General features: G+C 42.1%; 12 protein-coding genes. All 12 read left to right on the forward strand.

All coding sequences use genetic code 11. The features are described from left to right. The first annotated feature begins 101 nt into the window (after positions 1–101). The 12 genes from plsX (at position 102) to HFM85_RS03220 (ending at position 11,746) form a co-directional block, all read left to right on the forward strand. Entirely contained in the window at positions 102–1,142 is a 1,041-nt protein-coding gene (plsX, locus tag HFM85_RS03165) for a phosphate acyltransferase PlsX (protein WP_173737080.1), read from the forward strand. Positions 1,143–1,183: 41 nt separating this feature from the next. Continuing rightward, complete coding sequence (locus HFM85_RS03170; protein WP_330594698.1) at positions 1,184–1,432, forward strand: acyl carrier protein; 249 nt, start codon at positions 1,184–1,186, stop codon at positions 1,430–1,432. Further along, complete coding sequence (gene rnc / locus HFM85_RS03175; protein WP_173737079.1) at positions 1,422–2,102, forward strand: ribonuclease III; 681 nt, start codon at positions 1,422–1,424, stop codon at positions 2,100–2,102. The genes HFM85_RS03170 and rnc overlap by 11 nt, the downstream gene beginning before the upstream one ends. A 13-nt stretch (positions 2,103–2,115) precedes the next feature. Then, the gene (smc, locus tag HFM85_RS03180; RefSeq protein WP_173737078.1) at positions 2,116–5,676 is read left to right on the forward strand and encodes a chromosome segregation protein SMC; all 3,561 of its coding nucleotides are present in this window, start codon (positions 2,116–2,118) and stop codon (positions 5,674–5,676) included. Between the two features lie 18 nt (positions 5,677–5,694). Then, positions 5,695–6,633, forward strand: a complete 939-nt coding sequence (ftsY, locus tag HFM85_RS03185) for a signal recognition particle-docking protein FtsY (RefSeq protein ID WP_118062468.1) — start codon at positions 5,695–5,697, stop codon at positions 6,631–6,633. Positions 6,634–6,641: 8 nt separating this feature from the next. Beyond that, positions 6,642–7,853 (forward strand): threonine ammonia-lyase, encoded by a 1,212-nt coding sequence (gene ilvA, locus HFM85_RS03190; protein WP_173737077.1) that lies wholly within the window; start codon positions 6,642–6,644, stop codon positions 7,851–7,853. A gap of 115 nt (positions 7,854–7,968) precedes the next feature. Beyond that, positions 7,969–8,244 carry a hypothetical protein gene (locus HFM85_RS03195; RefSeq protein WP_173737076.1) on the forward strand — a complete coding sequence of 92 codons (276 nt, stop codon included), beginning with the start codon at positions 7,969–7,971 and terminating at the stop codon, positions 8,242–8,244. A 93-nt stretch (positions 8,245–8,337) separates the two neighbouring features. Next, positions 8,338–9,309, forward strand: coding sequence for a hypothetical protein (locus tag HFM85_RS03200; protein ID WP_173737075.1), 972 nt, complete (start codon positions 8,338–8,340; stop codon positions 9,307–9,309). Between the two features lie 13 nt (positions 9,310–9,322). Then, positions 9,323–9,646: a hypothetical protein gene (locus tag HFM85_RS03205; RefSeq protein ID WP_148447139.1), complete on the forward strand. Its 324-nt coding sequence runs from the start codon at positions 9,323–9,325 to the stop codon at positions 9,644–9,646. A 15-nt stretch (positions 9,647–9,661) separates the two neighbouring features. Beyond that, the gene (locus tag HFM85_RS03210) at positions 9,662–10,195 is read left to right on the forward strand and encodes a hypothetical protein (RefSeq protein WP_173737074.1); all 534 of its coding nucleotides are present in this window, start codon (positions 9,662–9,664) and stop codon (positions 10,193–10,195) included. Positions 10,196–10,508: 313 nt separating this feature from the next. Next, complete coding sequence (locus tag HFM85_RS03215) at positions 10,509–10,718, forward strand: hypothetical protein (RefSeq protein ID WP_173737073.1); 210 nt, start codon at positions 10,509–10,511, stop codon at positions 10,716–10,718. 62 nt (positions 10,719–10,780) lie between these two features. Further along, on the forward strand, positions 10,781–11,746 hold the full coding sequence (locus tag HFM85_RS03220) for a hypothetical protein (protein WP_173737072.1): 966 nt from the start codon (positions 10,781–10,783) through the stop codon (positions 11,744–11,746). Positions 11,747–11,899: the final 153 nt, after the last annotated feature.

The following is an 11,899-nucleotide window of genomic DNA, read 5'->3' on the forward strand; positions in this document are numbered from 1 at the left end:
ACTCTGCAGTGAAAATCCTTGTACTGCAAAGTCTGAGGATTTTCACTACAGTGTACCGCGAAACGTCCGAAATGGTTTTCGGGCAGAGAAAGGAAAAAAACATGGCAGAAATGGTAAAAGTCGTAGTAGACGCAATGGGCGGTGACAATGCCCCTGTGGAGCCGGTAAAGGCAGCAGTAGAAGCCGTAAAAGAAAAACAGAACATCCAGGTTATCCTTACAGGACAGGAAGATGTGATCCGAGCAGAACTTCAGAAATATTCAGATTATCCCGGGGACAGGATCCGTGTGGTACACGCATCCCAGGTCATCGAAACAGCAGAGCCTCCGGTAATGGCAATCCAGAAAAAGAAAGATTCTTCGATTGTAGTAGGATTAAACCTTGTAAAAAAACAGGAAGCAGACGCATTTGTTTCCTCAGGAAGTACAGGTGCAGTCCTGGTAGGCGGCCAGGTGATCGTAGGCAGGATCAAAGGAATCCAGAGACCACCCCTTGCTCCGCTGATCCCTACAGCCAAAGGTGTTTCCCTTCTTATTGACTGTGGAGCCAACGTAGATGCCAGACCGAACCATCTGGTGCAGTTTGCGCAGATGGGTTCCATTTATATGGAGAATGTAGTAGGAATCAGGAAACCAAGAGTAGCGATCGTCAACAACGGTGCAGAGGAAGAAAAAGGCAACGCCCTTGTAAAAGCAACGTTTCCTCTGTTAAAAGAATGCAGGGACATTAATTTTATCGGAAGCATTGAGGCCAGGGATATCCCGGCAGGCTATGCAGACGTAGTTGTGTGCGAGGCTTTTGTCGGAAATGTTATCCTCAAGCTGTACGAAGGCGTGGGAGCTACCATGATGTCTATGATCAAACAGGGCATGATGTCTGATTTCCGAAGCAAGATGGGAGCTCTGATGGTGAAACCGGCTCTTAAGAAAACACTGAAGGCTTTTGATGCCAGTGAGTATGGCGGAGCCCCTCTTCTCGGCTTAAAAGGTCTTGTGGTAAAAAGTCACGGAAGTGCCAAGAGCGTAGAAATCCGTCACGCGATTTTCCAGTGCGAGCAGTTTAAGGAAGAGAAGATCAACGAAAAGATCGAGGAATTTATCGCAGCTGAGCAGAAAGCCCAGGCAGAAGCCAAAGAGAAATAGATCAGAAACCATAACACAGACAGAAAAGGAGGCGAACAGTCGTGGAACTGGAAATGCTGAAAACTATAATCGGAAAAACCCTGGAAAGAAACGTGGATACCATCACAGAGAAGACTACTTTTGTAGATGAACTGGGAGTTGACTCCCTGGATTTCTTTCAGATTCTTATTGATCTGGAGGAGACATATGATATTCAGATCGACCAGGAGGAGGCCGAGGAGATCGTAACCGTCGGTGATGCAGTGGAGACTCTTCGCCGTGCAACGAAGGGATATAAAAATGGAAAATAATTTAAAAAAACTGGAACAGACCATCGGATATCAGTTTACTGCAAAATCTTTACTGGAACAGGCTATGACGCACAGCTCCTACGCAAATGAAAAACACCTTGGAAAGCTTGGATGCAACGAGCGTCTGGAGTTTTTGGGTGATGCTGTTCTGGAACTGATCAGCAGTGATTTCCTGTACAAAAAATTCCGCAGCAACCAGGAAGGTGAGCTTACCAAGAAACGTGCCAGCATGGTCTGTGAGAAGAGTCTTGCTTATTGTGCAAGAGAGTTCGGTCTTCCGGAATTTATCCTTCTTGGAAGAGGTGAGGAGATGATGGGTGGTCGAGGTCGCGATTCCATCGTGTCTGATGCCCTGGAATCCCTGATAGGAGCCATGTATCTGGACGGCGGTTTTGAACCGGCGCAGGCCTTTGTCATGAAATTCATCCTGAATGATCTGGAAGATAAGAGAATTTTCTATGACAGTAAGACTGTTCTTCAGGAGATGGTGCAGGAGGGCGGCAACCATCCGGTAGAATACCGCCTTCTCAAAGAAGAGGGACCGGATCACAGCAAGAGCTTTACTGTGGAAGCCCTGATCAATGGTGAGAGCATGGGAGCAGGAACCGGTCACACCAAGAAAGCAGCAGAACAGGCTGCTGCGCTTGAGGCAATTCGCAGGATAAAATAACAGCAGGTGGCCAATGTATCTAAAAAATATAGAGGTGCAGGGATTTAAGTCCTTTGCACAGAAGATCAATTTTGAATTTCATAATGGAATCACCGGTATTGTAGGCCCTAACGGAAGCGGAAAGAGCAATGTTGGCGATGCAGTCCGCTGGGTTCTTGGAGAGCAGAGTGCCAAACAGCTCCGTGGCGGAAACATGCAGGATGTTATTTTTTCCGGAACAGAACTCCGAAAACCTTTAAGCTTCGCATCTGTGGCAATCACGTTGGATAACAGTGACCACAAGCTTCCTGTGGATTTTGAAGAAGTGACTGTCACCAGAAGGCTTTATCGCTCTGGGGAGAGTGAGTACCGCATCAATGGAAGCTCCTGCAGGCTGAAGGACATCAACGAGATGTTCTACGATACCGGTATCGGAAAAGAGGGCTATTCTATCATCGGTCAGGGTCAGATCGATAAGATCCTGAGCGGAAAGCCTGAAGAACGCCGTGAGCTTTTTGACGAGGCAGCAGGAATCGTCAAGTTCAAAAGGCGAAAGAACACAACTCTGAAAAAGCTGGAAGAAGAGCAGCAGAACCTTGTCCGTGTCACAGATATCTTAAGCGAGCTTACCAAACAGCTGGAACCACTGGAACGCCAGTCTGAAACAGCAAAGATCTATCTGGCAAAAAGAGAAACCTTAAAAGAGCTGGATGTAAACATGTTCCTTCTGGAATATGAACATACAGGCAAGTTGCTTAAAGAACTGGAAGAAAAGACCAGGATTGCCGAGGGGCAGTTAAAAGAAGCTCAGGATGCCCACAGCCGCACCAGGGATGAATATGAACGTCTGGAAAAATCCCTGGAAGAACTTAATGAGCATATGGATGCTCTCAGGGAAGCCAGCCGTGACCGGGCCATCCGCAGGCAGCAGCTGGAAGGCGAGATAAACGTTCTCCATGAGCAGATCCTTGCAGGAGAGCAGAATGACAGCCATTACCGAAGCCGTCTTTCCACCATTCAGGAAGATACGAAGAAAAAAACAGCAGATAAAGAGGCACTGGATGAGCAGAAGGCAGATTTACAGAGCGGCCTTAAAGAGACCAGCCAAAAGCTGAAAGAAGAGCAGGATAAACTGGAAAATATCCAGAGCAATATCGAAGAATGTACTCAGGCTGTTGAGGATGGAAAAAATGAGATCATCGAGATTCTGAATTCCCGTGCCAACACAAAAGGTAAGGCGCAGCGTTTTGATGCAATGATGGAACAGCTGGATATCCGTAAGGCAGGGATCAGCCAGAGGATTCTTTCTTTGAAAACCCAGGAAGAGGAACAGCAGTCAGCTATCAATGAGGCGAAAGCAGAGTACGATGCCATCACAGAGGCCATTGCAGCAACCAATCAGGAAGGCAGCCGTCTCACAAAGGAGATACGCGAAATCCAGGAGAGCATGAAGCAGCAGAGCACACAGCTGGAAGCAGGACAGACTGCATACCACAGAGAAGCATCCAGGCTGGAATCTCTGCGAAATATCACAGAACGCTACGATGGCTACGGAAACAGTATCCGTCGTGTCATGGAACAGAAGGATCAAGTGCCGGGTATCCGCGGAGTTGTGGCAGATATCATCCACGTAGAGAAAAATTACGAGATTGCCATTGAGACAGCACTTGGCGGCAGCATCCAGAACATTGTTACAGACAATGAGCAGACAGCCAAGCAGATGATCGAATTCCTGAAGAAAAACCGTTATGGCCGTGCAACCTTCCTTCCTTTGAACAGCATTTCTGCAAGAGGGGATTTTAACCAGAGAGGTGCCTTAAACGAGCCCGGAGCCATTGGTCTTGCAAGTGGTCTGGTAACAGCTGACCGGGAATACGCAGGACTGATCGGATATCTTCTTGGCAGAGTGCTTGTAGTGGATAACATCGATCATGCCATTGCCATTGCCAGAAAATACCGCCACAGCATCCGTATGGTAACTTTGGAAGGTGAATCCCTAAGCCCAGGCGGTTCTATGACAGGTGGTGCGTTTAAGAACAACAGCAACCTTCTTGGCCGTCGTCGTGAGATTGAAGAGCTTGAAAAAAAGGTAAAAGAGCTGGCAGCACAGTACAATGCCATCCGCCAATCCCTCGAGGAGAACCGAACGAAGCGTAATGAGATGCGTGATACCGTTGCATCCCTGCAGCAGAAACTGCGGGAACAGTCCATTCAGCAGAATACAGCCAGAATGAACATTGAACAGCTGGAGAAAAAAGCGGAGGAGATCCGCGGCGGATACGCCAGGATCGAGAGAGAACAGGAAGAGATTCGCATCCAGACAAAAGATATGCAGGCAGATAACGCCCGTATCACCCAGGAACTGGAAGACTCCAAAAAAGATGAGGAAGAGCTGGAAACTTTCATCGAGACCCGCCAGAAAGAGCTGGAAGACTGGAAGAAAGACGAAGCTGAAGCATCGGAAAAACTGGAAAAGATCCGTCTGGACTCATCTGCAGCCCAGCAGAAAGAAAGCTTTGTCAAAGAGAATATAAGGCGACTGAAAGAAGAAATCGAAGTTCTTTCCCAGGAAAGAGAAGAGATCTTGGATTCTCTGGAAATAGGAAGCCAGGAAACAGCTGAAAAGAGAAAGACCATCGAAAACGTCCGTAAAGAGATTGAAGGTTTTGCCGCAAAAGAAGAAGCTGAGAACAAACAGCTCGCAAAAATGCAGCAGAAAAAGGAAGAAAGCACAAAGAGCCATAAAGAATTTTTCGAAAAACGGGATGAGCTTTCCAACCAGATCAGTCTTCTGGATAAAGAATGCTTCCGTCTGAAAACTCAGGCAGAGAAGATCGAAGAGAACCGGGAGGCCCGTATCACATATATGTGGGAAGAATATGAGATCACTCCGAACAATGCTCTTACATACCGTAAGGAAGAGATGAACGACCGCCATGTGATGAAGCAGCAGATCCATAAATTAAAAGATGAGATCCGCGCTCTTGGTTCCGTTAATGTCAATGCCATTGAGGATTACAGGGAACTTCTGGAACGCCACACCTTCCTGAACGGCCAGTATAATGATCTTCTGGAAGCAGAGAAAACCCTGGAGCAGATCATTCAGGAACTTGATGAGGGAATGCGTAAACAGTTCAGTGAGAAATTCGGAGAGATCCAGAAGGAATTTGATAAGGCATTCAAGGAGCTTTTCGGCGGAGGTCGAGGAACATTGGAGCTTGCAGAAGATGAAGATATTCTGGAAGCAGGCATCAGGATCATTTCCCAGCCTCCAGGCAAGAAGCTCCAGAACATGATGCAGCTTTCAGGTGGTGAAAAAGCACTCACAGCTATCGCGCTTCTTTTTGCCATCCAGAATCTGAAGCCTTCACCGTTCTGCCTTCTGGATGAGATCGAGGCAGCCCTGGATGATTCCAATGTAGGACGTTTTGCAGGATATTTACAGAAGTTGACGAAAAACACACAATTTATTATAATAACACATAGACGTGGTACCATGAATGCAGCAGACAGGCTTTATGGAATTACCATGCAGGAAAAAGGGGTATCAACGCTGGTATCTGTTGACCTGGTAGAGAACCAGCTTACCCAGTAGCAGAAGGGATGAATCAGTATGGCAGAAGAAAAAAAAGGATTTTTTAAACGTCTGGTAAGCGGACTTACTAAAACGCGAGACAATATTGTTGCCGGTTTTGATTCCATTTTCAGCGGCTTTTCCAGCATTGATGATGATTTTTATGAAGAGCTGGAAGAAATCCTGATCATGGGAGATATCGGTATTAATGCTACCACCTCCATTCTGGAGCATTTGAAGGAGCAGGTAGCTGAGCAGCACATTAAGGAGCCGTCTCAGTGCAAGCAGCTTCTGATCGACAGCATAAAGAAACAGATGCAGGTGGAGAGTACAGAGTATGAGTTTGAGAACCGTAAATCCGTGATCCTGGTGATCGGTGTCAATGGTGTAGGTAAGACTACATCCGTAGGCAAACTGGCCGGCAAGCTGAAAGACCAGGGCAAGAAAGTTATCCTCGGAGCAGCGGATACTTTCCGTGCAGCAGCAGGCGAGCAGCTGACACAGTGGGCTAACCGTGCGGGGGTTGAGATCATCGGCGGCCAGGACGGCGCAGATCCGGCATCTGTTGTCTATGATGCAGTGGCAGCGGCAAAAGCCAGAAATGCAGACGTTCTGATCTGCGATACAGCAGGAAGACTTCACAATAAGAAGAATCTTATGGAAGAGCTCCGCAAAATTTACCGTATTCTGGAACGAGAATACCCGGAAGCGTATCTGGAAACGCTTGTAGTTCTTGACGGAACCACAGGCCAGAACGCACTTTCCCAGGCAAGACAGTTTGCAGAGGTAGCCAACGTAACCGGAATCATTCTTACCAAACTTGATGGTACAGCGAAAGGCGGAATTGCAGTAGCGATCCAGTCTGAGCTTGACATACCAGTAAAATACATCGGAGTAGGCGAGAGTATCGATGACCTGCAGAAATTCGACGCAGACGCATTTGTAAACGCCCTCTTTGACGTAGAAGAAAGGAGCTAAATATACAGATGCTTACATTAGAAAGCTTTGAAGAAGCGGCAGCAAAAGTAAAAGAAGTGACACAGGAAACAAAGCTGATATACAGCAGCTATTTCTCTGACATGACAGGCAATAAAGTTTACCTGAAACCGGAGAACATGCAGAGAACAGGTGCTTACAAGGTACGTGGCGCATACTATAAGATCAGCACACTTTCTGATGAAGAGAGAAACAAAGGACTGATCACAGCATCCGCAGGAAACCATGCACAGGGCGTTGCCTATGCAGCACATAAATACGGAGTAAAAGCAGTCATCGTTATGCCGACTACCACACCTCTGATCAAAGTAGAGCGCACCAAAAGCTACGGAGCAGAAGTTATCCTTCACGGAGATGTATACGATGAAGCCTGCGCACACGCACTGCAGCTTGCAGAGGAAAAAGGCTATACTTTCATCCATCCGTTCGATGATCCGGCAGTAGCAACCGGACAGGGAACTATCGCCATGGAAATCGTACAGGAGCTTCCTCTTGTAGATTACATCCTTGTTCCAATCGGCGGCGGCGGACTTGCAACCGGTGTATCCACCCTTGCAAAGCTCCTCAACCCGCACATTAAAGTTATCGGTGTTGAGCCGGCAGGCGCAGCATGTATGAAAGCATCCCTGGAGAAAGGCGAGGTCGTAACACTTCCTCATGTAAACACCATCGCAGATGGTACTGCAGTACAGACTCCGGGAAAAAATATTTTCCCATACATCCAGGAGAATCTGGACGATATTATCACCATTGACGATGATGAGCTGATCGTAGCGTTCCTCGACATGGTAGAGAACCACAAGATGATCGTAGAAAACTCCGGTCTTCTCACTGTAGCAGCACTCCGCCACCTGGACGTAAAGAAAAAGAAGATCGTCTCCATCTTAAGCGGCGGAAACATGGATGTGATCACCATGTCCTCCGTAGTACAGCACGGCCTCATCCAGCGTGACCGAATCTTCACCGTTTCCGTCCTTATCCCGGACAAGCCAGGCGAACTCGTACGCGTAGCCAGTGTCATCGCCGAGAACCAGGGCAACGTTATCAAACTGGATCACAACCAGTTTGTAAGCACAAACAGAAATGCAGCCGTAGAACTTCGGATCACTATGGAAGCATTCGGAACAGATCACAAGAACCAGATCGTAGCAGCACTCGAGAAGGCAGGATGCAGGCCGAGAGTTGTGAGAGCGATACTGTAAGAAATAAGTAGTAATTAAATAAAGTATTGATTTGACCGGACTGTTTAAAATAACAATATTAACAGTCCGGTTTTGCAAAATATTAATTGAAAAATCTGAGGAAAAGGGGAAGCAAATGATAAGTAAATGGAAAAAGAAGCTTCGCAGAGCCTCTGACCGTAAATGTCAAAAGGGGATTATACTCAGAAGAAGAAAAAATAAACGCAGAAGAAATTTGAAAGCACTAAAGGGTGCGGAAATATATCCTAACAGAGTTTTTTATTTTCTCAGGGAAAAAGGATTTGGAAAAGAAAAAATCATAGGAAAAAAATTGGGTTATAAAAAAGTTCTAAAAGTTCCATCTATATTTTCAATTTCTGAAAATCCAGAGGGAACAATTGCTTTTCTCTAAAAATTATATTATTATGGTTCTAGATTAGATATAAAGGAAATACATATTGACCACAGTGAATGCTATTGTCTGGAAATTGCTGCAAGTACAATTATGGACGTGATTGTTCTGGCTATTAAAGAATACCATAGAAAAAATAAAAAGAATATTGAATTTAGTGGAACAATTCCTGCAGAGGGAAAAGTTAAGGATGTATTTATGGCAAGTGGTTTGGCTGCACATATGGATTTGAATATGGATGCAGGAATATTAATGAATTGGCATAATATTAAACGATTCAAGCTGATCAGTGGATATCATTATTCACAGATTTCGGATATTACAGCAACCAAGTTGGCAGAATATATAATTGAATGTATGAATACACAGGGATATACATTGAATGGGAAGGGAAAAAATATTCTTGGAACTTTGTTTGGTGAGGTGCTGGATAACTGTGAAATACACGGTGGGGAACAGACGACATGGTTTGCATTGGGGCATTATCAGCAAAACGTCCAAGTAGATAGCTATGGAGAAGTTCAGCTTGTCATTTTTGACTTTGGAAATACAATATATGAACAATTGAAAGAAAAGACGACTTCATCGAAAACAAGAGAGAAGCTTGAATTTCTTTCCAAAGAGCATGAGAAGTTTTATAATAAAAACTGGACAGAAGAAATGCTCTATACACTGTTTTCGCTTCAAGAAGGAATTAGTCGGCTAAAAGATGATAAAGTAGAAGGAAATCGGCGGAGGGGAACAGGAACCGTTCGTTTGATTAATAATTTCCAGTTAATTGGTAAGACAAATGAAAATAAAACTCCTTTGATGTCGATTACATCTGGGCATACACATATTTGTTTTGATGGAACTTATAAATTGAAATCTCAAATGGTTGAGGATAAAGAACTTGGAAATGAACAACGGAGAATAATAGCATTTAATGATAAAAATGATATTTTTCAACCGCCGGATGGCAGGTATGTAAAGTATATAAATACATTTTTCCCCGGAACAGTAATTTCATTGAAATTTTATTTTGACAGAGAATATTTGACACAAATTATGGAAAGTAAACGGTAGGAGGTATTACGTAGTGGAAAAAATAAATTTGTTAAACTTTAGAAGTAATGGCTCTAAAATTTTTTCTGGACGCGATAAAGGAATTGATGCGAGAAAAAAATTAAAATTAAATGAACTGGATTCGCAAGAACAGAAAATTGAAGTAATTGTGCCTAAGGATACATGGTCAATAAATTCTTCTTTTTTTGGTGGATTATTTGAAAGTAGCATAATAAATTTGAAGGAAGATGGATTTCGAAAAAAATATATATTTAAATTTGATGATGGAGCTGCCTTGTCTGAGGAATTGCAACATAATATTGATGAAGGAATTTATGAATCTCTAAAGGATATTTAAGAGAGGTGATGCATAGTGACACAAAATACGGCAGCAGTTATTCAGGCAATTACAAGTATAGTTAATCTTATTTTTGTTGGTGGAATTTTTATTTTTGAAAGAAGAACTGGCAAAAAGAGTATTAACGATGAAAAAAAAGAATTTTGGTATAGACAAACTTTGCTAAGTCGTGGTTTGGATCTTACAGGGGAATGTTTCGATACAATGGAACAACTTTTACGATCATCAGAAGAATTTATAAATGGGTGTACACCTGAAAATGAAAAGAAAATAAAAGAAATAATAGGTAAAATACAGCACCAAATATATATACTGAGAAATGGTGTTGTGAGTTATGCGAAATTATTTGATATAGCTCTTTTTAAACAATTAAAAGAAGAAGTAGAACGATTAGAAGATGGTATTACACAAGGAATAGAAAGTTGTTATTTGGCTGCTGGGAATAATGCAAAATTTGCTGACAAAGGTATAGAAACAGAACTTTCAAATCTTCAAAAGCATAGATATATGATTATTTCAAAATTGTATGATTATGATACAAAAGTATAAATGGAGAAAATAAATTAAGAAAGAAAAAGCCTTGGAGATACAGTTGTTCTAAAGCTTTTATAGGTTGATATAGCGGAAAAGACGAAAATAAATGAAACCTAAATTGAATTTCTGGAATAACAAAATGAGTCTAGAAGTTAAAAGCGAAATCTCTGTAAAAAATAAAAATGAAGAAATACTATGGAATTAATTGTTGTCTAAAGCGCATGACTGCGCATATCCTAAGTTACAGGCGTATCCGTCGATATTTAGCCTTGTCGCCTAAAGCGACCGAGGAGCATGCGACTTTAGTCATGTGAGATCCACTGGATTAGTGGATTTTTATATTCGTAGTCGATATACTATTGACATAATAAAAAAAGATTTAGCATATGAAACGGGATTGAAAGAAGAACTATGTGAATCAATGGCCGGGATGATTAAAGAAAATTATCAAACGTTGCAAATGGGACTTATTATGAGTTATCTGAGAAAAAAGTTTGATGAAGATGAAGAAGATTGTAATGGAAAAAACAAAAATTAAAATAGGCTTAAAAAACAACAGAAAAGCTGCAAAAGTACAGAATAAATGAAGGGGGAACGTGTTTGAAAAAGTATATTAATAATGCAGCAAAAAATACAAATCAGAAAGTAAATGAAGTCTTTTTGTTCAGGCAGATGGCAGGGGCATTAAATACTCAAACAAGTCATAGTGTTTTTGTGAAAGAGGCACATGCAAAGATGTATGTAAAGTATCAATTGGATCCGAAAAGGTTTGCTATGCTTCCTGGTTCTAAACCGATAATAAAAAAGGTAGAGTTGGGAGATTTGCTCATTCTTACATATGATAAATGGACAGGATTATTAAAAATGAGTATTATGCAGGCAAAATATAAGCCAATACCGTATAAAAATTTTCTGGATGTGCGTATGAATTTGTATCAGTGGGAGCTTTTGAAATATAAACCAATATTGGTATGGAGTAATTATGGTATTCCGTTTAATATACTTAATTCTCAAAATCTGTTTAAGAGTATAGCATCATATGGAATATTTTATAGAGATAATTACAATAATGAAATAGACATGTTATATGTAATCCCCGAATTGTTGAACTACAAAAATCCAAATATATATAAAAGTATAAATGGGATAATCGAAAATAAGAAAAGACTTCCTAAGACAAGGGACTATAGTTTTAAATTCAACTGTTTGCAAAATTTAAATGGGCAACTATATCGTACTTGTCATAGAGTGTTTGGACCGGGTGAAGTAATTTCAACTTGTTCAATAAACTCATTTAAAGACGAAATTCTGAACGGGAGAATAGGTGTACCATTGTCATCTAAAAAAGGCGACAATATTCAGATGTGGATTTTAGGTATATTAAAAAAATTAAGAAATGATTTCAATGATGATCATACGATACAGCAAATGATTGATGAAATACTAAAAGAATATAGTAGTGGTGATGAAAACTATATAAGGAACCTGAAAACACCGAAACATCTTCCACCTTTACTGTTCACAGGTGTAAATCTTCCACATAATGAAATAGAAATCAATGATTAGAAGAGAATAATTGCGCCTAAAAACAATATTGCCAATCACAACTAACCCGTGCTATACTATACACGGTTATCATGCAATAACAGAAACTTACGACCGGGCTGTTGCATATAATGTAGCAGTCCGGATTTTTGTGAAGAATACTTTTTTATAGAA

Origin of the sequence: Blautia schinkii (assembly GCF_013304825.1) — a bacterium.
GTDB classification, from domain to species: domain Bacteria; phylum Bacillota; class Clostridia; order Lachnospirales; family Lachnospiraceae; genus Blautia_A; species Blautia_A schinkii_B.